Below are 22,987 nucleotides of genomic sequence, written 5' to 3' on the forward strand. Positions count from 1 at the left end.
ACCCTTTTTTAACCTTACCCAATCGTTAACGCTGTTCTAGCATGCCTGCATGGACAGCGACGATCGCATCGATATTCGGGGTCTCGTTCGCGCGCACGGCGCGCGGCAACTCGCCATTGCGCGCCTCGGCGCGCCCGACGACTGGAAGGGCGAATTGCGCCGGGCGCTGGCGGTGCAGCGCGCCCCGCAAGCGATCTGGACGCGCGGTGACCTGCGCCTGTTTCTGGAGAGTTTCGCGATCTTCTTTACCGCGACGATGATGTTCCTGCTCTGACGGCAGGGGTCAATCGCAGGCCTTGTGGAGCTTCCACGCGAGCCATGCCGATACAAGGCACATGGCGGCGACCATCAACAACGTATCGCCGATCGTCAGCCCCGCGCCGATCAGCACGCTGAGTAGCAACGTCGCCGCGACCATGAAGCCCGAATTGACGATGTTGTTGGCGGCGACGGTGCGCGCGGTCTGCGATTTCGACACGGTCGTGGTGAGGAAGGCATAAAGCGGTACGACGAACATGCCGCCGGCGATGGCGATGCCGAGCAGGTCGAGGATGATGCGGTCGCCCGCAGTCAGCGACAGGAACTCGCGCCAGTTCATCAGCGTGTTGTCGGCGTGGACCCAGTGGGTAACCGACCACCAGAGGTCGAGCACGAACAACGCCATGACGATCACCGATCCGGGCGAATAGCGCGCCGAGGCATGCCCCTTGAGCAGCCGGTTGACGATGATCGAACCGATCGCGACCCCGACCGAGAAAATCGCGGTGAACAGCGTCGCGACGGTGTTATCGCCGCCGAGCGCATTCTTGACCAGCGGCGGGAATTGCGCCGCCAGAATCGCCCCGATCGCCCAGAAGAAGCTGATCGACACGATGGCGAGGAACAGCCGCGGAATGTGCATCGTCGAATTGACGATCTGCCATGACGAACGAAAGACATTATGGTCGATGACCAGTCCCTCGGCTTCCTTTTCGGGCGGGGCTGCCGGAACATAGCTGGCGGTCAGGCGGCCGACGATGGCGACGAGGATGATGCCGGGGATGGCAAAATGCGGCGGCGTCAGCCCGCCGACGATGCTGCCGCCGAGAATCGCGATATAGGTCCCCGCCTCGACCCAGCCGGTGCCCGCGAGCACCTCGTCCTCGTGCAGATGCTGCGGCAGGATCGCATATTTGATCGGGCCGAAGAAGGTCGAGTGCATTCCCATCGCGAAGAGCGCGAGCAGCATGACGGGCACGATATGGAACCAGATGCCAATGCCGCCGACGATCATGATGAAGATTTCGGCCGTTTTGATCAGGCGGATCATCTTCGTCTTGTCGGTGCTGTCGGCAAGCTGGCCGGCAAGCGCCGAAAAGAGGAAGAAGGGCAGGATGAACAGCCCGCCCGCCAGCGCGTTGAACCACGCCTCGGTCTCCGGGTCCTTGTAGATTGTGAAGGTGACGAGGATCACCATCGCCATCTTGTAGAAATTGTCGTTGAAGGCGTTGAGGAACTGGGTGGCGAAGAGGGGCAGGAACCGGCGTTGCTTCATCAGCGCGAAGGAACCGGTCATTGAAAACCCAATCTTGTAAACCAACTATCCGATACCGTTTCGCCCGAGGGGCAAAGCGGTTGTGACCCCGGGGGCTTATCGGGTAGGGCTGTCGCGGTCAAAGGCCATTTTGGAAACAGTTCGCCTCGCCGGCGGGAATCAGGGGTCATGCTCAGCCTTCCCAATCTTCTGACCTTGTCGCGGATCCTGGCGGTTCCCATCCTGCTCTTCCTGCTGTGGCCGGGCGTGATCGAAGGATCGCACCAGCCGAAGCCGATCGACTATGCCTTCGCGTTCGGCCTCTACTGCCTGATGGGCGTGACCGATTATTTTGACGGCTATGTGGCACGCTCGCGCGGCATCGTCTCGCGGCTGGGGGCTTTTCTTGATCCGATTGCCGACAAGATCATGATCGCGGCGGTCATCCTGCTCCTCGTCTTCACGCGCGACATTGCGGGCTATCACGTCATCGCCGCGCTGATGATCCTCTTGCGCGAGATCATCGTGTCGGGGCTGCGCGAGTTTCTCGCGACGCTGCAGGTATCGATGCCGGTGACCCAGCTCGCGAAGTGGAAGACGACCTTCCAGCTCATTGCCTTCGGGGCGCTGATCCTTGCGGGCGCCTTGCCCGCGATGGCGTGGATCAAGCTGGTCGGGCTCGCCTCGCTGTGGGGCGCCGCGGTGCTGACGCTGATCACCGGCTGGGATTATCTGCGCGTCGGCCTCAAGCATATGGACTGACGGATGAGGCTGACGGTCAGCTATTTCGCCTGGGTGCGCGAGCGGATGGGGGTTGCCGAGGAAGAGATCGTGCTGCCCGCAGGGGCCGCGACGGTGGGCGATCTCGTCGGCTGGCTCGCGGCGCGCGACGAACGCGGAGCGCTGGCTTTCGCTGAACCGGGACGAATCCGTGCCGCGCTCGGCGGGGCGATGGTCGGCGCGGCGGCGCCGCTCGGCGATGCGCGCGAGATTGCGCTTTTTCCTCCGGTGACCGGCGGATGATCCGCGTCGAGGTCGGCGCCGCGGCGATCGATGTCGCCGCCGAACTCGCCGCGCATGATGCGGGCGGGCATGGTGCGAGCGCGAGCTTTATCGGCCGGGTGCGCGGCGACGACGGATTGACCGAACTTTTCCTCGAACATCATCCGGTGCTCACCGCGACGGGACTGGAGGAACTCGCGACCGAGGCGGCGGCGCGCTGGAAACTGGGCGCGCTTACCCTGATCCACCGGGTCGGGGCGATGGTGCCGGGCGAGACGATCGTCCTTGTCCTCGCCAGCAGCCCGCATCGCGGCGAGTCGCTCGCGGCGTGCGAATTTCTGATCGACCGTCTGAAGACCGACGTTATGCTGTGGAAGCGTGAAAGCTTTGCCGACGGGCGCGTGCAATGGGTCGAGCAGCGCGAGGGCGATCACGCGCGCGCGGAGCGCTGGGACTGATCAGTTCGCCTTGTGCTTGCGGAAAATGTCGGCGAGCATGCGGAATTCGTCGGCGCGCGGGCTGCCCTTGCGCCACACCAGCGCGATCGTCCGCCAGTCGTGATCCGAGGCCAGCGGGCGGGTGTCGATATCGGTATGGTCGAGGATACCCGCCTCGATCGCCATTTGCGGCAGCATCGTGATGCCGAGCCCGTTGTCGACCATCTGCACCAGCGTGTGGAGCGATGTTCCCATCATCCGCGCCCCGGCGCGCAGTTCGGGGCGGTTGCACGCGGCGAGCACATGATCCTTCAGGCAATGGCCGTCCTCCAGCATCAGCATCTGCGCGGGGTCGATCTGGTCGGCGCTGACCATCGCCGGCAGGTCCTCGCTCTGGTCGCCGGGGAAGGCGACGAACAGCGCGTCGTCGAACAGATTTTCCGCCTCGACGTCGCCGCACGCATAGGGAAGCGCGAGCAGCACGCAGTCGACCGCGCCGTGATGTAGCGATTCGCAGGCCTGCGCGCTCGGCTCCTCGCGGAGGAACAGCTTGAGCGACGGGCGTTCCTTGCGCAGCCGCGGCAGCAGGCCGGGGAGGAGGAAGGGCGCGATCGTCGGGATGACGCTCATCCTGAGTTCGCCGACGAGCGGCGCGGCAGCGGCCGCCGCCATATCGGCGAGCTCTTCGGCTTCGCGCAGCACGCGGTGCGCCTTGTCGACGATCGCATTGCCGAGCATGGTGAAGCGGACGACGCGGCGCGTACGTTCGACGAGCGTCTGGCCGAGCAGCGTTTCGAGTTCGCGAATGCCCGCCGACAGCGTGGATTGCGTCACGTTGCATGCATCGGCGGCACGCCCGAAATGGCCGTGCTCGTGCAACGCGACGAGATATTGCATCTGCTTGAGCGAGGGCAGGTAGTTTTGCATTGATCGAATATAGCTATGGATGGTCTGATCTTGAACAGCTTTATCGATTAAAAATTCGCGGCCAAAATGGCGGCGTTTATTGCGACGGTCTGCCGCGACATGATAATCAGCCCGATCGATGGGCGCGGAGGGATGGATGGCGGTTTCCCGATTTCTGATCGGCGGCGTGGCGAGTGCCTTGTTGCTCACCGGCGGGCTGTTCATGTGGAAGGGCTATAGCCAGCTTGCCGATGAAGAGGTGCTGCCCGAACCGCCGCCGGCGCTGCCCGCTATCCCCGTTGCGGGGGCGAACGCGCCGAAGCGTGGTCCCGCGCCACCAGCCTTGCCCGCCGCGAAAGAGGCGTCGCGCGAGGAGCGCCGCTTCAACCGTTACGATCGCGACCGCAACGACCGGGTCAGCCGGGTTGAGATGATGTCGACGCGCACCGCGGCCTTTCGCAAGCTCGACAAGGACGGCAACAATCTGCTGACCTTCGAGGAATGGGCGTCAGCGACGGGCGAGCGTTTCGCCAGGGCCGACGGCGACCGGTCGGGCGATCTGACGCGGAGCGAGTTCGCGACAACGGCGCCGAAGCCGGCGGCGAAGCCGAAATGTAGCTGCTGATCGGGATGTCCGGCGAAAGCCGGGGCCCAGAAGGCGTGGGCCCCGGCTTTCGCCGGGGATCACTTTAAGCGAGAACTCCCTGTGCAGCCTTCATCCACTCTGCCAACGCCGTCCCCGCGCGCTGCGTGTAGCCGAGCTTGCGGTCCTTCTTGCGGACATCCTCGGCGAGCGGTGGAAACAGGCCGAAATTGACGTTCATCGGCTGGTAGGTCGCGGCATCGGCGCCGCCGGTAATATGACCGAGCAGCGCGCCGAGCGCGGTTTCGGGCGGCGGCGGGGGCAGGGTGCGGCCGCCAAGCTCGGCGATGGCGAAACGCGCGGCGACAAGGCCGATGGCGGCGCTTTCGACATAGCCCTCGCAGCCGGTGATCTGCCCCGCGAAGCGGATATGCGGAGCCGATTTGAGGCGCAGTTGCGCGTCGAGCAGCTCGGGCGAGCGGATGAAGCTGTTGCGATGCAGGCCGCCGAGGCGCGCAAACTCGGCCTTTTCGAGACCGGGGATGGTGCGGAACAGTTCGACCTGCGCGGCATGCTTCAGCTTGGTCTGGAATCCGACCATGTTCCACAGCGTGCCAAGCGCATTATCCTGACGGAGCTGGACGACCGCATAAGGCCAGCGCCCGGTGCGCGGATTGTCGAGCCCGACGCCCTTCATCGGGCCGAAGCGCAGCGTTTCGGGACCGCGCTCGGCCATCACCTCGATCGGCATGCAGCCCTCGAAGTAAGGCGTGTCCTTTTCCCAGTCCTTGAACTCGGTCTTGTCGCCGTCAACGAGTCCCTGGACGAAGGCGTGATATTGCTCCTTGTCCATCGGGCAGTTGATATAATCCTTGCCGTCGCCGATCGGCCCGACCTTGTCCCAGCGGCTCGCCATCCACGCGATGTCCATGTCTATGCTGTCGCGGTAGACGATGGGCGCGATGGCGTCGAAAAAGGCGAGCGCATCCTTGCCGGTGGCTTCGCCGATGCTGGCGGCGAGGGCCGCGGCGGTGAGCGGGCCGGTGGCGACGATCGTCAAGCCTTCCGATGGCAGCGTGTCGATGCGTTCGCGGACGATGGTGACATTCGGGTGGTTCGCGAGCGCATTGGTGACGCCGCCCGAGAAAAGGTCACGGTCGACCGCAAGCGCCGAACCCGCGGGAACTTTCGTGGCGTCCGCCTCTCGCATGATGATCGAACCGAGCGTGCGCATCTCGCGGTGGAGCAGGCCGACCGCGTTGCTGTCGCCGTCGTCGCTGCGAAAGCTGTTCGAGCACACCATTTCGGCGAGCGTGTCGCCCTGATGCGCCGGGGTCATATCGCCGCCCCCGCGCATTTCGGAGAGGCGCACATTATAACCTGCCTCGGCGAGTTGCCAGGCGGCTTCGGAGCCCGCTAGGCCGCCGCCGATGATATGAATGTCGTGCGCCACTATTATCCTAATCGTTGACTTGCGGTTCGTCCCCCGCGCACTAGGCGGGTTGGGGGCAAGATGCAAAGGGTGGGCGATGGGCGGCAAACACGGTTGGGATCGGGCGCGGTGGCTGTGGTGGCTGGCTCTGGCCGGCGGGATCAGTTTCTTCGTTGCGGTCCTTTTGCGGCTCGACGGTCCGGCAATCTGGGTCTGGAAGACGACGGGGGTGGCGTTCCTCGCCGCTTGGGCGGCCGTCAATGCACGAAACCGCGATGGCTGGATGATCGCCGCGACGCTCGGCTTCGGCGCGCTGGGCGACTTTCTACTCGACGCGGTCGGGATGATGCCTGGCGCCGCGGCCTTCGCCGTCGGCCATCTGATCGCCATCGCCTTGTATTTCCGCAATCGGCGCGCCCGCATGACCGGGTCGCAAAAGCTGCTGGCCACGGCCGTGGTGCCGCTGGCGCTGGTCATCGCCTGGGGGCTTGCGAAAAATGCCGAGGCCGGCCTCATGGGCGCCGCGGTCGGCTATACTGCGATAGTCGCCGCGATGGCTGCAACCGCGTGGGCCAGCCGCTTTCCGCGCTATCGCACCGGCATCGGCGCGATGCTCTTTCTCGCCAGCGACCTGTTCATCTTCTCCGGCGAGGGAGGAGCGCTCTCGAAAGATATTACGCTATGGTTTGTCTGGCCGCTCTATTTCGCGGGGCAGGCACTGATCGCATGGGGTGTCGTCAGCACGCTCGCCCAGGAAGCGCGGGCCTGATCAGGAGGGCGGCGCGGCTTCGCCGACGAGCAGCGCTTCGATATCGGGGATCGGCCGGTCGGTCATTTCCTTGACATGCTCGCCCGCGAGGCGCGCGGTTACTTCCTTGTGCCACAGCGGGCGAAGCTCGCCCATCGTGCGCGCGGGAGCAATGACGACCAGATCGTCGAATTCGCCGGCCAGTGCCATCGCATTTACCTTGTCGGCAAGCTCGCGCGCGAAACGGTCTTCTTCCTGCTGGTGGAAATCGGTTTCGCCCATCGTGCCGCCGGGCAGACCGGTACCTGCCGGGGCCGGCGACTGGCCCGCGGCGTCGGTCTTGATATCGCTATCCTTGCGATCCTCGCGGGTACGGTGCGATGCGGTGCGCAGGTCGATCTGCTGCTCGTCGCCCTGATTGCGCAGAAACAGCGCCTTGCGGCCGTCGGCGACGAGGACGAGAGTATCGTTGGGCAGGGTCATGATCGTGCTCCTTCTACCCGGAGCAACGCATGGGGAAGGGGCGAAGTTTCGGGGCAGATGCGGTTGGTCAGTTTTCGGCCGGTAGCGGACATTTCTTCGTCATCCCGGACTTGATCCGGGATCCACTGCCGCGTCGAAGTCATGGGCCCCGGATCAAGTCCGGGGTGACGAAAATGTGGAAAGCAACCTCCGCTCCCCACCCCAAGGCTGCTGCCAGCTTCTACCCGTCCCACGCCGCGATCGTCGTGCGGTGGAGCAGGCGGTCATAGCCGTCGTAGCCGCCGGTCGCGCGGTGGAGGACCGAGCGATTGTCCCACATGACGAGCATGTCGGGTTCCCATATGTGGCTGTAGCGAAATTCCTCGCGTCCCTGCCATTGAATCAGTTCGTAGAGCAAAGGCAGGGCCTCGCTATCGTCGAGCCCGTCGAAGCCGATGATATAGCCCGCGCACCCGAACAGCCCCTTGCGGCCGGTTTCGGGATGGTCGCGGATGAAGGGATGGAGCTGTGTTTCGAGCGCTTCGTCGCCGGAGCGGATGTCCATGCTGCGATTTTTGTCCTTGGCGCCGTACATGCCCTGCGGCGCATAGCCGGCGCGGGCGCTGTGAATGGCTTGCAATCCCTCGACGCGGGCGCGGAGGTCGGCGGGCATCGCGTCGAGCGCCGCGTGCTGATTGGCAAATTCGGTGTTGCCGCCGACCGGCGGGATGGTAATCCCGAACAGGCAGGTGCCCGCGGGCGGCCGCGCCTGAAAGCTCCAGTCGCTATGCCAGTTTTCGGCGAACAGCGGCGCTGTTTCGTCGGCCCGGCGCTTTACGGCAATGACATGCTCGCGGCCGGGGATCGGACGGATGAACGGATCGTCGCCGAAACCGCCGAAATAACCGGTGAAGCGTTCGAGATCGTCGTCGCTCATCTTCTGGTCGTGGAACGCCAGGACATGGTGCTCGAGCCATGCCGTTCGGATCTCGGCGACGGTTTCGGGCGGAAGCGGCCGGGTGAGGTCGACGCCGGTCACACGGGCGCCGCAGGCCTGGCCGCTGGGGATGATGCTGATCGTCATGGCGCGATGCTGCGCTGCTTGGGACGCGACGTCAATCGGCGCGACGGAATGCCCCGAAAGCTGGTCGAGCCGATGCGTCCGGCGTCTGCGGGCATGATCAATTCAGCCACGCGCCATCTTTGCCGACCTAATTTGATCGACGGGGACCAACACGGAGAAGACAGATGTTACTGTTCAAGAGACTGGCGTTGACGGTGCTGATCGGCGCCAGCGCGCTCGCCGCGCTGCCCGCCGAAGCCGATGCGCGCGACCGCCACCACCGGCATAGCTATTACAGCGACCGCGGCCATGACCGTTATCGCGATTACCGGCGCGACTATCGGCGTGATTACCGCCGCGACTACCGGCGCAGCCATTACCGCGACCGCCGCTACTATAACTGCCGTCGCGGCAGCGGTACGACCGGCCTGATCGTCGGTGGCGCCGCGGGCGCGCTGCTTGGCCGCGAGGTCGACCGTTATGGCGACCGCCTGCCGGGCACGATTATTGGCGGGGCCGCCGGCGCGCTGATCGGCCGCGAGATTGATCGCGGCGGCCGCCGCTGCTGATCCGGCTTTGATCCGGGGCCGGCGCCAGGCTATGCGATCGCGCAGGGTCTGAGCCGGCCCCGGCATATTTTTGTGCCGCATCGGCCAATATGGCGGTAGAGATGGTCGCGGCGGAAGATGGTCCGCCGCAGCGGTGGAGGCCGGAGATGAAATTCGCGATGAAGGTTGCTATGGCGCTCGGCCTTGGTTTGTCGCTTGCGGTCGCCGCGCCAACGAGCATCGCCGCGCTTCAACCGGGCGCCAAGGCGCCCGATTTTACCCTGACCGCCGCGCAGGGCGGCAAGGAGTTCAGCCTGTCGCTCAAGCAGACGTTGCGCGGCGGGCCGGTCGTCCTCTACTTCTTTCCCGCCGCCTTCACGCCCGGCTGCACGGTGGAAGCGCATCTGTTTGCCGAATCGAACAACCGTTTCAACCAGCTCGGCGCGCGCGTCATCGGCGTTACCGCGGGCAATATTGACCGCGTCGCGGAGTTTTCGCGCTCGGAATGCCGCGACAAGTTTGCCGTCGCTGCCGATCCCGGCGCCAAGGTGGCGGCGAAATATGACGCGACGATGCAGCGCCCCGACGGCACGATGCTGTCGAACCGGACATCCTATGTGATTGCCCCGAACGGAACGATCCTGCTCAGCTACACCGACAACAAGCCGCAGGCGCATGTCGAAAAGACGATGGCCGCGGTGCGGGCGTGGAACGCGAAGCGGCGCTAACTCACCGCGCGAGCGGCGCGAAGGCGCGTTGACCGGCGTTTCATTGATAAAGATTGCTTCAGCTGAGCCCTGTTCCAACCCTTTACGATGCCGAACCGCTCAACATTGGGGCGGGACGCCGCGCGCTCGCCATCGGTCTGGCGGTGCTCATTCCGGCGCTTTTGCTGCTCATGCTGCTGACCTTTGGCGTATTGAAGGAGCCCGATCAAAGAGAGGTTCCCATCAGCGTGGTGAGCCTTGAGGCGAGCGAGATTTCGGAGGACGCCAGCGAGCCTGCCGGTCAGAAGCTGGAGCGGACCAAAGAACCAGCATCGTCGCCGCTACCCGCGCCCGAGGCGGCTCCATCGCCACCTCTGCCGCCGCCGCCCGTAGCCGAGCCCAAGGCGGCCCCGATACTGCCGGCACCAGCCCAGCCGCAGCCGCCGCAGACGAAGCCCGCCATCGGCGTTCGTATGCGAGACGGGCCGGTTGGCCCGCCCAACACCGGGGGCTCGTCCGCCTACCGCGATAGCGAACGGGTGGGCACCGCTCCCAACGGCGAGGCCCTCTATGCTGCGGCCTGGTATCGCGAACCGAGCGATGGCGAGTTGCGCGGCTATTTGTCGACCGCCAGCGGGCCGGGCTGGGGCCTGATCGCTTGCCGGACAGCGCCCGATTATCGCGTCGAGGATTGTGTCGGGCTCGACGAATATCCGAACGGATCGCAGATCACACGCGCGGTGCTCGCCGCGGCCTGGCAGTTCAGGGTCCGGCCGCCGCGCGTCGGCGGACAGTCGATGGTGGGTGCCTGGGTGCGAATCCGGATCGACTACGGCGTCGGACGGCGAGCGGGCGGAGGCTGAAAAGCGCGGCGCTCAGTCGCGCTTTTGCAAGCTCACCACGGCGTGGATCGGCAGTTCCGCATAGATGTGCGGGAACAGTTCGCCGCCGCGCGCTTCTTCCCAGCGGACCGCATCGGCGAGCTGGACCAAGTCCACCTCGGCGATCATCAGGCAGCTTTGCCCCGCGAAATGCTTCGCGATCGTGGCTTCGAGCTGCTCGGCGGTCGACAGGTGGATATAGCCGTCGGCGATATCCACCGGCGCGCCGCGGAACACGCGCTCGCGTTCGAAATCGGCCCATTGTTGCTGGGTCAGCACCTTGAAGGCCGTCGCGGCGGTCATTCGGGCGATGCTTCCGCTTCGGGCGCTTCGGTAGCGGTTTCGGCGGCTTCGCCTTCGTCCTCGTCGCCTTCCTCGATCAGCGCGGCCGAGACGACATGTTCGTCCTTGGCGACATCGAACAGGCGCACGCCCGCGCTGCCACGGCCGATGACGCGCATCGAATCGAGCCCCATGCGGATCAGCTTCGCCTGATCGGTCACCAGCATCAGTTGATGTTCCTTGGTAGCCGGGAAACTGGCGACAACCGGGCCGTTGCGGCCGATATTGTCGATGTTGGTGATCCCCTGACCGCCGCGGCCGGTGCGGCGATATTCATAGGCCGACGACAGCTTGCCATAGCCGTTGGCGCAGACGGTGAGGATGAACTCCTCGCGCGCCGCAAGCTCTGCCATGCGGTCGGCGGGCAGCGTCGGCTCGTTCTCATTATCCTTCCATGGCGCGGCGCGGAGATAGGCTTCGCGCTCGTCGCTGGTCGTGCCGACCTTGTGGAGGATCGAGAGCGAGATGACCTCGTCGCCGTCGGCAAGCCGCATGCCGCGGACACCGGTCGAATTGCGGCTCTGGAACTCGCGGACATCGTCGCCGGCGAAGCGGATCGCCTTGCCCTGCCGCGTCGCGAGCAGGACATCGTCGCTTTCGTCGAGCAGCGCGACGCCGATCAGCCGGTCGTCCTCATCCTCGCCCTCGAACTTCATCGCGATCTTGCCGTTCGAGGGCACGTTGGTGAAGGCGTCCATGCTGTTACGACGCACATTGCCCTTTGCGGTTGCAAACATGACGTGCAGCTTGCCCCATTCGGCTTCGTCCTCGGGCAGCGGGAGCACGGTCGAGATGGTTTCGCCCTGCGCGAGCGGCAGCAGGTTGATCATCGGACGGCCGCGCGTCGCCGGCCCGCCCTCGGGCAGGCGCCACACCTTCATGCGGTAGACCTTGCCCGCGGTCGAGAAGAACAGCACCGGCGTGTGCGTCGAGGTGACGAACAGATTGGTGACGACATCCTCGTCCTTCGTCGCCATGCCGGCGCGGCCCTTGCCGCCGCGGCGCTGGGCGCGGAAGGTTTCGAGCGGGGTGCGCTTGATATAGCCGTCGAGGGTAACAGTGACGACCATCTCCTCGCGTTCGATCAGATCCTCGTCGTCGATGCCGTCGGCAGCGGGAGCGACGAGCGTCTTGCGCGGCGTCGCAAATTCGTCGCGCACCGCGACCAGCTCTTCGCGCATCACGCCATAGAGCTTCACACGGTCGGCGAGGATCGAAAGCAGTTCTTCAATTTCGGTCGCCAACTCACCGAGTTCCTTACCGATTTCATCGCGGCCGAGCGCGGTGAGGCGGTGGAGCCGGAGGTCGAGGATCGCCTTCACCTGCACTTCGGACAGGCGATAGGTCGCGCTCTCCTCCATCTCGCCCTCGATCGCTTCGACGAGGCGGATGTAGGGGGCGATTTCGCCGATCGGCCATTCGCGTGCGAGCAAGGCTTCGCGGGCCGCCGCGGGCGAGTTCGACCCACGGATGATGCGGACGACTTCGTCGAGATTGCTGACCGCGACAACAAGGCCGAGCAAGATATGCGCGCGGTCGCGCGCCTTCGCGAGTTCGAACTTGCAGCGGCGGGTGATCACTTCCTCGCGGAACGTGATAAAGGCGGAAAGAATGTCCTTCAGCCCGAGCATTTCGGGGCGGCCGCCGCGGATCGCGAGCATGTTGGCGGGGAAGCTCGACTGCGCCGGGGTGTGGCGCCAGAGCTGGTTGAGGACGACCTCGGCGGTCGCGTCGCGCTTCAGCTCGATGACGACGCGGACGCCCTCGCGGTTCGATTCGTCGCGGATGTCGGCGACGCCCTCGATACGCTTGTCGCGTGCGGCCTCGGCAATCTTCTCGACGAGGCCAGACTTGCCGACCTGGAAGGGAATGGAAGTCAATACAATCGATTGGCGGTCGTTCCTGCCTTCTTCGATGATATGCGTCGCGCGCATCATGATCGAACCGCGGCCGGTGGCATAGGCGTTGCGGGCGCCGCCCTGACCGAGCATCATCGCGCCGGTCGGGAAGTCGGGACCGGGGACGATCGCCATCAACTCCTCGAGCGTGATGTCGGCGCCGCCGGCAAGCTGGCGGTCGATCATCGCGAGCGTCGCGTCGATCACTTCGCCCAAATTGTGCGGCGGGATGTTGGTCGCCATGCCGACCGCGATGCCGCCCGCACCGTTGACGAGCAGGTTGGGGAAACGAGCCGGGAGCACGGTGGGCTCGTCGCGGCTCGCGTCATAGTTAGGCTGGAAGTCGACGGTGTCCTTGTCGAGGTCGTTCAGCAGCACCATCGCGGTCTTGGCGAGGCGCGCTTCGGTATAACGCATCGACGCCGGCGGATCGGGGTCCATCGAGCCAAAATTGCCCTGACCGTCGATCAACGGCACGCGGAGCGACCAGTCCTGCGTCATACGCGCGAGCGCGTCGTAGATCGCGCTGTCGCCATGCGGGTGGTAGTTACCCATCACGTCGCCGACGATCTTCGCCGATTTCTTGTACGGGCGGCCGGGGACGAAGCCGCCTTCCTGCGCGGCGTAGAGGATGCGGCGATGCACCGGTTTCAAGCCGTCGCGCACGTCGGGCAGCGCGCGGCTGACGATCACGCTCATCGCATAATCGAGATACGAGGTCTTCATTTCGTCGACGATATTGATCGGCGAAACCCCGTCGTCGGACGGTTGCATAGGCGTATTTTCTTCGGTCAAGACCCGGCCTTTTTTCTGCTTATCGGGAGATGCTTTTTGCCTAGCCCATGGGGGTACGAAAGGCCAGCGATTCGGTCGTTTTCCGTGATATTTTTTGTCCTTTCAAAAGAGGCCGGGAGCCAAGGATTTGGCCCTGTTTTTCAATGATATAAAATGACGTCGTGGCGTCGGCTGAAGCGGATTGGCCGATCCCTTTTTTGCGGGCAAATGCAGGGACCGGGAATGCCCGCCCGGATATCGACGTTGCGGCTGCCCGGGGACGGGAAAGGCCGCTTGCCAATCGCGCCTCTGCGCCTAAAGCTGACCAGCGATGATCTATTGCCTGCCTGGGGGGCGCCGGTGACCCTGATCGCGCTCGTCGGCGCCGGTGAAATGCTGCCCGACGGCGGATTGCGCGCGCTCGTCACCGTTGCCGGTGAGACGCTGATCGAGCGGCAGGCGGCGCGCCTCGCCGATGTCGGGGTCACGCATATCGCCGTCGCGGTCGGCGCGGTGCCCGCCGAATTGCTCGCAACCTGCGATCGCATCCGCCGCCGCGGGATGAAGGTCACGCCGGTGCGTGCGGCCGCCGACCTGATGGCGCTCGTCGAGGATGACGACCGGATCATCCTCGTCGCCGACGGTTTGCGCGCTGGCGGCACCCATTATGCCGCGATCGCGCGTCCCGGTTCGCCCGCGATCCTCGTGACCGGCGATACGGTGCTGACACAAGGGTTCGAGCGGATCGATGCGACGCGGCGCTGGGGCGGGCTGGCCTGCATCTCGCCACCGATGGTCGCCGAACTGGCGAGCATGCCCGGCGAATGGGACATGATGCTCACCCTGCTGCGCCTTGCGGTGCAGGCGGGCGCGCGGCGGCTCTATTGCGAACCAGCGCTGTTCGAACAGGGCGAGATCGCGATCGTCGTCGACCGACCGACCGCAGCGCTGATCGAACAGTCGAGCCTGCAGCAGGTCGAATATGGCGGCATGGGGCTGGGGCGCTCGGCGGTCATGATGCCGCTGATCCGGCTCGCGGGGCCCTTGCTCGTCAAATCGCCGACGACGGCGCGATACCTCCCCTATGTAACCGCTCTGCTCTGGGTCATCGTCGCGTTGCTCGCGGCGAGCGGCCTTGCCGCCGCCGGAGCGCTCGTCGCAATCCTCGGCGGCTTTGGCCTTACTGCGATGCGCTTCCTGTCGGCGTTCCGCGCCGAAAGCGCCGCGCAGGACCGGGTGCGAGAGGTGATCCGGACCTTTGCCTTGGTCCTCCTCGCGATCTTTCCGTGGCTACTTTCGCTCGCCGGCCCCGCGCACATGATGCCGCTGTTTTCCGAGGCGGCGCTGGCGCCCTGCCTTGCCGCCGCGATCCTGCTGGCGCGCTGGGTTTACGAGGATTCGGGCGAACGGCGGCGCTTTCACTGGCTGCTCCCCGATGCCGATCAGGCGTGGATCATGCTTTCGCCCGCGCTGCTCTTTGGCTTTGCACCGCTGATGTTCGCGATCCTCCCATTGCTGGCGCTGATCCAGATATTGCTGTGGGTGCGCCTTGCACGACGCCCGGATGCTTGAAAAACAATGTGCTTCAAGGTTTAGAGCGCATTAACGCCAAACTGTTATTGGCGGGCGCGCATGGTTGATTCATTCTCCTCGCCCGGCATCGACCTGCCGTCGCCGACCTTGTCGGCGCGCCTGCACGAACTTGCACAATATTTCGCGGCGCCCGCGATGGGCCGCCTGACCGAAGAACAACGCGCGCTGTCGCTCGGGATTGCGCGCCGGCTGGTGGCCGACGCCGCCGCCCGGCTCGACACGGGCATCGATCAGGGCGCGCTGTGGCAGGACTGGCTGCGCAGCGGATTGCCCGGCGCGGATCGCTTTGCTGTCGCCTGTTTCGCGCGGGCGGAGGAGCATCGCTGGCGCGAACAGGCGGCGCAGCGTGCGGGGTCGCTGCAGATGGCGGACGACGAAAGCGAAGGCGCCGACGGCGCGATCGAACTGCCGGTTGCCGGCGCACCGCTGTCCGAAGTCGAAAGCGCCTTTCTGGCTTTGCAGATCGCCGACCGGCGCCGTTTCGACGCGCTAGGAAATCCGGGCATTGCGGTCGCCGATCTCGACGCCGACCTCTTTCGCGCGCTGCTCCTCGATATCGCGGCCTGGCGGCTCGTACAGACGGGGAAGACCGACAGCCTCGCCGAGAGGCTGGGCGAAGCGGTACGCGCCGCGCTTGCGCGACAGGCCGAAGAAGCCGGGATCGATCGGGCCGCACGCACCTATCACGACATTCTCGCGGCCGACGCCGCGCGTTTGCCCGAAGCGGTGACGATCGCGATTGCGCGCCACGACTGGCCGACCGTCATCGCACTTGCGGCGGCCGCACATCGCCGCCCCTATGGCGACATGGCGCTGGCGCTGCTCGCAGCGGAGGCGGCGGCCCTCCCGTCGTTACTCGCCCCGCTGCGCGTCGATCGCACCGCGCTGGCGCCGCTTGAGGCATCGCTGTCGATGCTGGCCGATCGCGCGGTGGCCGGCGGCGTAGCCGAGGACGATTATTCGCCGGAGCGGCGCGCATGAGCGCGCGGGTCGTCCGCGGCCGGATCGACCGTTCGGGCGCGCTGGTCAGCGCCGACGGTCCGCTCCTGCGATTGCAGCAACGCGCCGGCGCCGGGCTCGACAAGCCGCTGGCGCTGCCGCACCTCGCGCGGCTGGTCGCGCTCGCGCAGCGCCTACAGCGCGATATCAGCCGCCCGCTCTATGCCGCAGACGATCACAGCGACGTCCACGCGCTCGTTCGCATCATCCCCGATGCCGATGGTGCCAGCCTCGAAATCAGCGACTGGCGGACGCGTCCGGTATCGCACCCGCAGGCTCCGGCAATCGCCGACATCGCGCTCGCGCTGCAGGGCTGGGCATGGGAATGCGACCAGCAACTGCGGATGATCGCGCTGCGCGCCAGCGCCCAGGCGCCGCCTGTCCCTGCCGGGTGGGAAGGATGCTCGCTGTCCGAACTGTTCGAACTCCAGCCCGACGATGACGGCCATTTTCCGGTCCTGCGTGCGCTGGCGAGGCAATCGCGTTTCGATACCCAGCGCGTCCGTGCCGATGGTCCGACGTCGCGGATCGCGATGACGCTGGCGGGCGATGCGCTGTTCGACGCGACGGGGCGGTTTACGGGATTTCGCGGCGTTGCGCAGCTCGCCGAGGCGGCGGCCGAAGTGCCGCAAACGGCGACGCTGGTGGACCCGGCTTTCGGATCGCTGCCCTTGTCCGACCCGCAATTCGGGCGCCGGATCGATGGTGCGCTGCGCGGCCCACTCAGCCGCATCATCGCGACGGCGGAAACAATATCGGGCCAGTTCGACGGTCCGATCCGCGCCGATTATGCGCGCTATGCGGGCGATATTGCACATGCCGGGCGCCATCTGCTCGGACTCGTCGACGATCTCGCGGATCTCCAGAATATCGAACGACCGGGGTTCAAGGCGGCGGCCGACGAAATCGACCTTGGCGACCTGGCCCGGCGCGCGGTTGGCCTGCTCGGCATGAAGGCCGAGGAAAAGAGCATCCGCATCGACGCCCCGCGCGTCGATGACAAAATGCCGGCAACGGGCGAGTTCCGCCGCGTCCTGCAAGTGCTTTTGAACCTGCTCGGGAATGCAATCCGCTATTCGCCCGACCATTCGCAGATCTGGATTCGCGTTGACCGCGATGGCGATCGGGCGATGGTCACCGTTGCCGATCAGGGGCAAGGCATCGACGCCGACCAGCAGGCGGTGGTGTTCGAAAAGTTCGAGCGGTTGGGGCGGACCGACAGCGGCGGTTCGGGGCTCGGCCTCTATATCGCGCGCCGCCTCGCGCGGGCGATGGACGGCGAACTCACCGTCGACAGCGCGCCGGGGCAGGGCGCGCGCTTCACCTTGAGCCTGCCGGCGCGCGACGCCTGAATCGAAACGGCGGCACAGTTTCCTGTGCCGCCGCTCTGCAATTTAGCAGCATCAGCGCTTAGCGCTTGTCGACCGGCAGATAAGCGCGTTGGGCCGGGCCGGTGTAAAGCTGACGCGGGCGGCCGATTTTCTGTGCGGGGTCCGAGATCATTTCATTCCACTGCGCGACCCAGCCGACGGTGCGGGCGAGGGCGAAGAGCGCGGTGAACATCGTCGTCGGGAAGCCGATCGCCGACAAGATCACGCCCGAATAGAAATCGACGTTCGGGAACAGCTTCTTTTCGACGAAATAGCTGTCGTTGAGCGCCATTTCCTCGAGCTGCAGCGCGACTTCGAAGACCGGGTCGTTGACCTTCAACGCGTCGAACACTTCGCGTACCGTCTTCTGCATCACCGTCGCGCGCGGGTCGTAATTCTTGTAGACGCGGTGGCCGAAGCCCATCAGGCGGAACGGATCGTCCTTGTCCTTGGCGCGTGCGATATATTCCGGGATGCGCTCGGGACGGCCGATTTCGCGCAGCATGTTGAGCGCCGCTTCGTTTGCGCCGCCATGCGCCGGGCCCCAGAGGCAAGCGATGCCGGCGGCGATGCATGCGAACGGATTGGCGCCCGACGAACCCGCGAGGCGGACGGTCGAGGTCGACGCATTCTGTTCATGGTCGGCGTGGAGAATGAAAATGCGGTCGAGCGCGCGTTCGACGGCGGGCACGACCTCATATTCCTCCGCCGGGACGCCGAAGGTCATGCGCAGGAAATTGCCGGTGTAGGAGAGCTTGTTGTCGGGATAGACGAAGGGCTGGCCGACCGAATATTTATACGCCATCGCCGCGATCGTCGGCATCTTGGCGATCAGCCGATGGCTGGCGATCATGCGCTGGTGCGGGTCGTGGATTTCGGTCGAGTCGTGATAAAAGGCCGACAGCGCACCGACGACGCCGCACATGATTGCCATCGGGTGCGCGTCGCGGCGGAAACCGCGATAGAAGGTCGAGAGCTGCTCGTGCAGCATCGTGTGGCGGGTGATCGTATTATCGAAATTCGTCAGTTCATCGGCGTTCGGCAATTCGCCGTTCAGCAGCAGGTAGCAGACCTCCATGAAGCTCGAATGTTCGGCGAGTTCGCCGATCGGGTAGCCGCGATGCAGGAGCACGCCTTCGTCGCCGTCGATATAGGTGATCTGCGATTCGCAGCTCGCGGTCGAGGTGAAGCCCGGGTCGTAGGTGAAGGCGCCGGTCTGGGCGTAGAATTTGCGGATATCGACGACGTCGGGTCCGACGGTGCCTGACAGGACAGGGCTGTCGACGGTCTTGTCGCCCAGCGTGATTTTTGCAGTGTCGGTCATATGTATTTCCCTGTTCTGTCGGCGGGAGTAGTGTGGCTACGCCCCTGCCGGAAAATGTTGCGCTGCGTCAAGCCGCGCCAGACTGACATCGCGTCCGAGCAACAGCAGCACGTCGAAAATTCCCGGGGAAACGGTCCGGCCGGTTAGTGCAGCGCGTAGGGGCTGCGCGAGTTTTCCGAGCCCCAGTCCGGCGGCTTCGGCTTCGGCGCGCACGGCGGCATCCAGCTCTTCTGTCGTCCAATTGTCCAGCTCGCGCAGCCGCTTCGTCACAGCGGCCAGCAGGCCTTCGGGCGAGGCCCTTAGCACCTCTGCCGCCTTTTCGTCCACTGGCAACGGGTCGCCCTGGAACAAGAAAGTTGCGCCGTCGGCGATTTCGTCGATCGTTTTTGCGCGTGGTTTGAGCGAATTCATTGCGCGAACGAGCAAATCGCGCTCGGCGGTATCGAGTGCGCGGTCGATGAGCTTTTCGACGCGCGGCGCGACGAGGCCGGCCAGCCGCGCATCGTCGGCTTCGCGAAGATAATGGCCGTTGAGGTTTTCGAGCTTCTTGAAATCGAAGCGCGACGGCGAGCGGCCGACATGGTCGAGGTCGAACCATTGTACGGCCTGATCGCGGCCGATGATCTCGTCGTCGCCATGCCCCCAGCCGAGGCGGAGGAGGTAATTGTTCACCGCCTCGGGCAGATAGCCCATTTCGTCGCGATAGGCATCGACGCCGAGCGCGCCGTGGCGCTTCGACAGCTTGGCGCCGTCGGCCCCGTGGATCAGCGGAACATGGGCGTAGACGGGCTCGCGCCAGCCCATCGCGCGGATCAGTGCGAGCTGGCGGAAGGCGTTGTTGAGATGGTCGTCGCCGCGGATGACATGGGTGATGCCCATGTCGTTGTCGTCGACGACGACGCTGAGCATATAGGTCGGGGTGCCGTCGCTGCGCAGCAGGACGAAATCGTCGAGTTCGGCATTCTGGACGGTGACTGCGCCCTGCACCTTGTCGTGGATCGTCACCTCTCCGTCCTGCGGCGCGCGCAGGCGGACGACGTGCGGGGCGGCGGGATCGCCGTCGTCGCGGTCGCGCCAAGGGCTGCGGACGCGGAAGGGCAAGCGCTTTTCCTGCGCTTCGGCGCGCATCGCGGCGAGCTCGTCCTGCGTCAGATAGCAGCGGTAGGCGTCGCCCTTTGCGAGCAATTCGGCAGCGACCTCGGCGTGGCGCGGGGCGCGGGCAAACTGGAACACCGTCTCGCCGTCCCAGTCCAGATCGAGCCACTGCATCCCGTCGAGGATTGCGTCGATCGCGGCGTCGGTCGAACGGGCGCGGTCGGTGTCCTCGATACGGAGCAGGAATTTGCCGCCATGATGGCGCGCAAACAGCCAGTTGAAAAGCGCGGTGCGCGCGCCGCCGATATGGAGATAGCCGGTCGGCGAGGGCGCGAAGCGCGTCACGACGGCGGCGCCGGTGGCTTCGTTCGGATCGGTCTGGTTTTCGGTTGCCACTACGGCCTCTTTCACTCACTCTGCCGCCCCCGGACAGGTGCGGGGACGGGGTCGGGGGAGCCCCTAGCATGGCGACAAGGCAGCTTCAAACGCCGTTTGATGGCCGATGGGCGGGTGGCCGGGCGCGGCTGCTAGCGAATATCGAGGCGCGGCTGGAGGCCGAGCGCGAGCGCATCGGATTGTGGCTGCCGGTTGCGTTCGGGGCGGGGATCGCGGCGTGGTTCGCGCTTCCGGCGGCGGCGCACTGGATCGGACTGTTGTTGTCGCTCGGCGGCGGGCTGCTCGCGGGGTTGCTGATCGGCTGGCAGCGGCGGCTCGGGCGAATGCTCGCGATCGGGTGCGCGGTGATGGCGCTGGGCCTGCTCCTCGTCTGGGTGCGTGCGACATGGGTCGCGGCGCCGGTGCTGGCGCAGCCGATCACCACCGAATTTTCGATGCGGGTCGAACGGGTCGAGCCGCTGCCGGCGCGCGGACAGGTGCGTATCCTCGCGCGGCCGCAACATCGCGCCGATATGCCGCCGCGCCTCCGCCTGACATTACGCAGCGAACAGGCAGCGGGACTCGCGGGCGGTGAGCTGGTCGCGGTGCGGGCACGGCTGATGCCGCCGCCGCCTGCCAGCCTGCCGGGCGGATATGATTTCGCCCGGCGCGCCTGGTTCGACGGGATCGGTGCGGTGGGGACGGTGCTCGGCGACGTCGCCCGCGCGTCGGGGGCGGCCGAGAGCACCCCGCCGCTGCGCATGCGGCTTAGCGGACATATCCAGCAGCAGGTCGAAGGATCGGCGGGCGGCATCGCTGCGGCGCTGGTCACCGGCGATCAGGGCGCGATCAGCGAGGCGGATTCGGAAGCAATGCGGCGTAGCGGCCTCGCGCATCTGCTGTCGATCAGCGGGCTGCATGTGACCGCAGTCGTCGGCTTCACCATGTTCCTGCTTATCCGGCTGCTCGCGCTGAGCCCGCGGCTGGCGCTGCGCGGCGTCGTGCTTACGGCAGCAGCCGGGGGCGCGGCGCTAGCGGGGGTTGGCTATACATGGCTCAGCGGCGCCGAGGTGCCGACGATCCGCTCGTGCGTCGCGGCGCTGCTCGTTCTCGCAGCGTTCCTGCTGGGGCGCGAGGCGCTGACATTGCGGTTGGTCGCGGCGGGGGCGCTGATCGTGCTCGTCTGGCGGCCCGAGGCGCTCGCGGGGCCAAGCTTCCAGCTCAGCTTTGCGGCGGTCACCGCGATCATCGCGCTACACGAAAGCCCGCGGATGCGCCGCTTCCTCGAACGGCGCGACGAACGCTGGATCGTCCACGCCGGCCGCGGTGTTGCCGGGCTGCTGATTACCGGTTTTGTTGTCGAAATCGCACTGGCGCCCATCGCCTTGTTCCATTTTCACAAGGCGGGGCTTTACGGCGCGCTCGCCAATGTCGTCGCGATCCCGCTCACGACCTTCGTCATCATGCCCGCCGAAGCGCTGGCGTTGCTGTTCGACAGCGTCGGGCTCGGCGCGCCCTTCTGGTGGGTCGCCGAAAAGGCGCTCGCGCTGCTGATCCTGCTCGCGCACGGCGTCGCCGATGCGCCGGGCGCGGTCGCGACCTTGCCGTCCTTTCCGCCATGGGGCTTCGCGCTCGTCGTTTTCGGCGGGTTATGGCTGCTCCTGTGGCGGACGTCGTGGCGGCTGGCTGGACTCGTGCCGCTTGTCATCGGCGTCGCTGCGCTGCTCGTGCAGCCGCGGCCCGACATCTTGGTGACCGGCGACGGGCGCCATATCGCGGTGGCGGTACCCGGCGGTAGCTATGCCCTGCTGCGCGATCGTGCGGGCGATTTCATCCGCGATTCGCTGTCCGAAGCGGCGGGAATCGATACGCCGCTGGTCGCCCTCGCTGACTTGGAGCATGTGACGTGCAACCGCGATTTCTGCCGCTGGCGGCAAGGGGAAGGCGATACGGGACGTGTCATCCTTGCCTCGCGCGGCCGCGACCGGATCGACGGCGCCGACATGGCTGAGGCCTGCGCTGCCGCCGATGTGGTCATCAGTGATCGCTGGTTGCCGCGCGAATGTGTCGCACGCTGGCTTACGATCGACCGTGACAGCCTCGCCGAAACCGGCGGGCTGGCACTCTACCTAGGCGAGGAGCCACGCGCGATCACCAGCCTGAATGCCGGTGACGCACATCCGTGGCGCCGGCCCCGGCAGGTCAGTGGTAACGACGAAGCAGTCCCGACAGGCGTCCTTGCACGATGACCCGCTCGGCGGGGTAACGTTGCGGCTCATAGGCGCTGTTCGCCGGATCGAGCCGGATCATCTGGCCTTCGCGGCGGAAATATTTGAGCGTCGCATCCTGCCCGTCGACGAGCGCGACGACGATATCGCCCTCGCGTGCGGTGCTCGCCTTCTGGATCAGCGCATAGTCGCCGTCGAAAATTCCGGCTTCCACCATGGAATCGCCCGAAACCTCGAGCGCATAATGTTCGCCCGCGCCGAGCAGCGCGGCGGGAACCGCTAGATTATTGTGATCCTCGAACGCCTCGATCGGCACGCCTGCGGCGATCTTGCCATGCAGCGGCACCTCGATGATGTCGTTCGCGGCGATCAGCCGCATCGCCGGCGGGCTCTTGCGCAACGGCACGACATTTTCACGCGTCGGCGCCGCCTTTGCCGTTTCAGGCAGCTTTACCACTTCGAGGGCGCGGGCCCGGTTGGGAAGGCGGCGCAGGAAGCCGCGTTCCTCGAGGGCGCTGATCAGTCGGTGGATGCCCGACTTGGATTTCAGTCCCAGCGCCTCCTTCATCTCCTCGAACGACGGCGAAATGCCGCTCGCGTCGAGCTTTTGCTGGATGAAGTGAAGCAGTTCATGCTGCTTGGCGGTCAACATCGATCATTCTCCGTCAGGACCAGAACCGGACATAATGAGAACGATAGTGGAACAT

Annotated in this window: 23 protein-coding genes; 13 read left to right on the forward strand and 10 right to left on the reverse strand. The window is 65.7% G+C overall.

Features of this window, described 5'->3' with window-relative positions; genetic code table 11:
* Positions 1–49 precede the first annotated feature (49 nt).
* A complete protein-coding gene (locus AN936_RS07310; RefSeq protein WP_054587563.1) occupies positions 50–274 on the forward strand; it encodes a hypothetical protein in 225 nt (74 codons plus the stop codon).
* 9 nt (positions 275–283) lie between these two features.
* Here AN936_RS07310 and AN936_RS07315 read toward each other — a convergent pair whose 3' ends face one another.
* A complete protein-coding gene (locus tag AN936_RS07315) occupies positions 284–1,555 on the reverse strand; it encodes an MFS transporter (protein ID WP_054587564.1) in 1,272 nt (423 codons plus the stop codon).
* A 147-nt stretch (positions 1,556–1,702) separates the two neighbouring features.
* Between AN936_RS07315 and pgsA the strand changes: the two genes are divergently transcribed.
* The 3 genes from pgsA to AN936_RS07330 are packed head-to-tail and all read left to right on the forward strand — an operon-like array spanning position 1,703 to position 2,973.
* On the forward strand, positions 1,703–2,275 hold the full coding sequence (gene pgsA / locus AN936_RS07320) for a CDP-diacylglycerol--glycerol-3-phosphate 3-phosphatidyltransferase (RefSeq protein ID WP_054587565.1): 573 nt from the start codon (positions 1,703–1,705) through the stop codon (positions 2,273–2,275).
* A 3-nt stretch (positions 2,276–2,278) separates the two neighbouring features.
* A complete protein-coding gene (moaD, locus tag AN936_RS07325) occupies positions 2,279–2,536 on the forward strand; it encodes a molybdopterin converting factor subunit 1 (protein ID WP_054587566.1) in 258 nt (85 codons plus the stop codon).
* A complete protein-coding gene (locus AN936_RS07330) occupies positions 2,533–2,973 on the forward strand; it encodes a molybdenum cofactor biosynthesis protein MoaE (protein ID WP_054587567.1) in 441 nt (146 codons plus the stop codon). Before moaD ends, AN936_RS07330 begins: the two co-directional genes overlap by 4 nt.
* On the opposite strand, the gene AN936_RS07335 is transcribed toward AN936_RS07330, so the two are convergent.
* Positions 2,974–3,879, reverse strand: a complete 906-nt coding sequence (locus AN936_RS07335; RefSeq protein ID WP_054587568.1) for a hydrogen peroxide-inducible genes activator — start codon at positions 3,877–3,879, stop codon at positions 2,974–2,976.
* A 136-nt stretch (positions 3,880–4,015) separates the two neighbouring features.
* Here AN936_RS07335 and AN936_RS07340 point away from each other — a divergent pair, with 136 nt between their 5' ends.
* Positions 4,016–4,483: an EF-hand domain-containing protein gene (locus AN936_RS07340; RefSeq protein ID WP_054590154.1), complete on the forward strand. Its 468-nt coding sequence runs from the start codon at positions 4,016–4,018 to the stop codon at positions 4,481–4,483.
* A 64-nt stretch (positions 4,484–4,547) separates the two neighbouring features.
* On the opposite strand, the gene trmFO is transcribed toward AN936_RS07340, so the two are convergent.
* Complete coding sequence (gene trmFO / locus AN936_RS07345) at positions 4,548–5,897, reverse strand: methylenetetrahydrofolate--tRNA-(uracil(54)-C(5))-methyltransferase (FADH(2)-oxidizing) TrmFO (RefSeq protein ID WP_149037772.1); 1,350 nt, start codon at positions 5,895–5,897, stop codon at positions 4,548–4,550.
* A 73-nt stretch (positions 5,898–5,970) separates the two neighbouring features.
* Here trmFO and AN936_RS07350 point away from each other — a divergent pair, with 73 nt between their 5' ends.
* A complete protein-coding gene (locus tag AN936_RS07350; RefSeq protein ID WP_054587570.1) occupies positions 5,971–6,642 on the forward strand; it encodes a lysoplasmalogenase family protein in 672 nt (223 codons plus the stop codon).
* On the opposite strand, the gene AN936_RS07355 is transcribed toward AN936_RS07350, so the two are convergent.
* Positions 6,643–7,104, reverse strand: coding sequence for a host attachment family protein (locus tag AN936_RS07355; RefSeq protein ID WP_054587571.1), 462 nt, complete (start codon positions 7,102–7,104; stop codon positions 6,643–6,645).
* Positions 7,105–7,324: 220 nt separating this feature from the next.
* Complete coding sequence (locus AN936_RS07360) at positions 7,325–8,167, reverse strand: TauD/TfdA dioxygenase family protein (RefSeq protein WP_054587572.1); 843 nt, start codon at positions 8,165–8,167, stop codon at positions 7,325–7,327.
* Positions 8,168–8,331: 164 nt separating this feature from the next.
* On the opposite strand from AN936_RS07360, the gene AN936_RS07365 reads away from it, so the two are divergent.
* From AN936_RS07365 to AN936_RS07375, 3 genes are all read left to right on the forward strand, one after another.
* On the forward strand, positions 8,332–8,715 hold the full coding sequence (locus AN936_RS07365) for a glycine zipper 2TM domain-containing protein (protein WP_054587573.1): 384 nt from the start codon (positions 8,332–8,334) through the stop codon (positions 8,713–8,715).
* A 146-nt stretch (positions 8,716–8,861) separates the two neighbouring features.
* Entirely contained in the window at positions 8,862–9,422 is a 561-nt protein-coding gene (locus tag AN936_RS07370; protein WP_054587574.1) for a peroxiredoxin, read from the forward strand.
* Positions 9,423–9,475: 53 nt separating this feature from the next.
* Positions 9,476–10,264, forward strand: a complete 789-nt coding sequence (locus AN936_RS07375; protein ID WP_054587575.1) for a hypothetical protein — start codon at positions 9,476–9,478, stop codon at positions 10,262–10,264.
* Between the two features lie 12 nt (positions 10,265–10,276).
* Here the strand turns inward: AN936_RS07375 and AN936_RS07380 are convergent, their stop codons facing one another.
* Together AN936_RS07380 and gyrA are read right to left on the reverse strand one after the other, a co-directional pair.
* Complete coding sequence (locus tag AN936_RS07380) at positions 10,277–10,585, reverse strand: DUF952 domain-containing protein (RefSeq protein WP_054587576.1); 309 nt, start codon at positions 10,583–10,585, stop codon at positions 10,277–10,279.
* Positions 10,582–13,296, reverse strand: coding sequence for a DNA gyrase subunit A (gene gyrA / locus AN936_RS07385; protein WP_149037621.1), 2,715 nt, complete (start codon positions 13,294–13,296; stop codon positions 10,582–10,584). Before gyrA ends, AN936_RS07380 begins: the two co-directional genes overlap by 4 nt.
* A 360-nt stretch (positions 13,297–13,656) precedes the next feature.
* Between gyrA and AN936_RS07390 the strand changes: the two genes are divergently transcribed.
* Genes AN936_RS07390 through AN936_RS07400 form a run of 3 tightly spaced genes read left to right on the forward strand, consistent with a single transcriptional unit; the run spans position 13,657 to position 17,240 of the window.
* A complete protein-coding gene (locus AN936_RS07390; protein ID WP_054590155.1) occupies positions 13,657–14,868 on the forward strand; it encodes a hypothetical protein in 1,212 nt (403 codons plus the stop codon).
* A gap of 60 nt (positions 14,869–14,928) precedes the next feature.
* Entirely contained in the window at positions 14,929–15,870 is a 942-nt protein-coding gene (locus AN936_RS07395; protein WP_054587578.1) for a hypothetical protein, read from the forward strand.
* Positions 15,867–17,240 (forward strand): sensor histidine kinase, encoded by a 1,374-nt coding sequence (locus AN936_RS07400; protein WP_054587579.1) that lies wholly within the window; start codon positions 15,867–15,869, stop codon positions 17,238–17,240. The genes AN936_RS07395 and AN936_RS07400 overlap by 4 nt, the downstream gene beginning before the upstream one ends.
* Before the next feature lie 58 nt (positions 17,241–17,298).
* Here the strand turns inward: AN936_RS07400 and AN936_RS07405 are convergent, their stop codons facing one another.
* A complete protein-coding gene (locus AN936_RS07405) occupies positions 17,299–18,582 on the reverse strand; it encodes a citrate synthase (protein ID WP_054587580.1) in 1,284 nt (427 codons plus the stop codon).
* Between the two features lie 36 nt (positions 18,583–18,618).
* Positions 18,619–20,073: a glutamate--tRNA ligase gene (gene gltX / locus AN936_RS07410; protein WP_054587581.1), complete on the reverse strand. Its 1,455-nt coding sequence runs from the start codon at positions 20,071–20,073 to the stop codon at positions 18,619–18,621.
* Positions 20,074–20,141: 68 nt separating this feature from the next.
* Here gltX and AN936_RS07415 point away from each other — a divergent pair, with 68 nt between their 5' ends.
* The gene (locus AN936_RS07415; RefSeq protein WP_054587582.1) at positions 20,142–22,301 is read left to right on the forward strand and encodes a ComEC/Rec2 family competence protein; all 2,160 of its coding nucleotides are present in this window, start codon (positions 20,142–20,144) and stop codon (positions 22,299–22,301) included.
* On the opposite strand, the gene lexA is transcribed toward AN936_RS07415, so the two are convergent.
* Positions 22,255–22,932: a transcriptional repressor LexA gene (lexA, locus tag AN936_RS07420; protein WP_054587583.1), complete on the reverse strand. Its 678-nt coding sequence runs from the start codon at positions 22,930–22,932 to the stop codon at positions 22,255–22,257. The two genes, AN936_RS07415 and lexA, sit on opposite strands and share 47 nt — an antisense overlap.
* Between the last annotated feature and the right edge of the window lie 55 nt (positions 22,933–22,987).

The sequence above is a fragment of the Sphingopyxis macrogoltabida genome, from assembly GCF_001307295.1.
GTDB lineage: Bacteria > Pseudomonadota > Alphaproteobacteria > Sphingomonadales > Sphingomonadaceae > Sphingopyxis > Sphingopyxis macrogoltabida_B.

Excerpts from the sequence above, each read along its gene's own strand:
- AN936_RS07310 (WP_054587563.1), top strand. The coding sequence starts at position 50 with ATGGACAGCGACGATCGCATCGATATTCGGGGTCTCGTTCGCGCGCAC.
- AN936_RS07315 (WP_054587564.1), bottom strand. The coding sequence starts at position 1,555 with ATGACCGGTTCCTTCGCGCTGATGAAGCAACGCCGGTTCCTGCCCCTC.
- pgsA (WP_054587565.1), top strand. The coding sequence starts at position 1,703 with ATGCTCAGCCTTCCCAATCTTCTGACCTTGTCGCGGATCCTGGCGGTT.
- moaD (WP_054587566.1), top strand. The coding sequence starts at position 2,279 with ATGAGGCTGACGGTCAGCTATTTCGCCTGGGTGCGCGAGCGGATGGGG.
- AN936_RS07330 (WP_054587567.1), top strand. The coding sequence starts at position 2,533 with ATGATCCGCGTCGAGGTCGGCGCCGCGGCGATCGATGTCGCCGCCGAA.
- AN936_RS07335 (WP_054587568.1), bottom strand. The coding sequence starts at position 3,879 with ATGCAAAACTACCTGCCCTCGCTCAAGCAGATGCAATATCTCGTCGCG.
- AN936_RS07340 (WP_054590154.1), top strand. The coding sequence starts at position 4,016 with ATGGCGGTTTCCCGATTTCTGATCGGCGGCGTGGCGAGTGCCTTGTTG.
- AN936_RS07350 (WP_054587570.1), top strand. The coding sequence starts at position 5,971 with ATGGGCGGCAAACACGGTTGGGATCGGGCGCGGTGGCTGTGGTGGCTG.
- AN936_RS07355 (WP_054587571.1), bottom strand. The coding sequence starts at position 7,104 with ATGACCCTGCCCAACGATACTCTCGTCCTCGTCGCCGACGGCCGCAAG.
- AN936_RS07360 (WP_054587572.1), bottom strand. The coding sequence starts at position 8,167 with ATGACGATCAGCATCATCCCCAGCGGCCAGGCCTGCGGCGCCCGTGTG.
- AN936_RS07365 (WP_054587573.1), top strand. The coding sequence starts at position 8,332 with ATGTTACTGTTCAAGAGACTGGCGTTGACGGTGCTGATCGGCGCCAGC.
- AN936_RS07370 (WP_054587574.1), top strand. The coding sequence starts at position 8,862 with ATGAAATTCGCGATGAAGGTTGCTATGGCGCTCGGCCTTGGTTTGTCG.
- AN936_RS07380 (WP_054587576.1), bottom strand. The coding sequence starts at position 10,585 with ATGACCGCCGCGACGGCCTTCAAGGTGCTGACCCAGCAACAATGGGCC.
- gyrA (WP_149037621.1), bottom strand. The coding sequence starts at position 13,296 with ATGCAACCGTCCGACGACGGGGTTTCGCCGATCAATATCGTCGACGAA.
- AN936_RS07395 (WP_054587578.1), top strand. The coding sequence starts at position 14,929 with ATGGTTGATTCATTCTCCTCGCCCGGCATCGACCTGCCGTCGCCGACC.
- AN936_RS07400 (WP_054587579.1), top strand. The coding sequence starts at position 15,867 with ATGAGCGCGCGGGTCGTCCGCGGCCGGATCGACCGTTCGGGCGCGCTG.
- AN936_RS07405 (WP_054587580.1), bottom strand. The coding sequence starts at position 18,582 with ATGACCGACACTGCAAAAATCACGCTGGGCGACAAGACCGTCGACAGC.
- AN936_RS07415 (WP_054587582.1), top strand. The coding sequence starts at position 20,142 with ATGGCGACAAGGCAGCTTCAAACGCCGTTTGATGGCCGATGGGCGGGT.
- lexA (WP_054587583.1), bottom strand. The coding sequence starts at position 22,932 with ATGTTGACCGCCAAGCAGCATGAACTGCTTCACTTCATCCAGCAAAAG.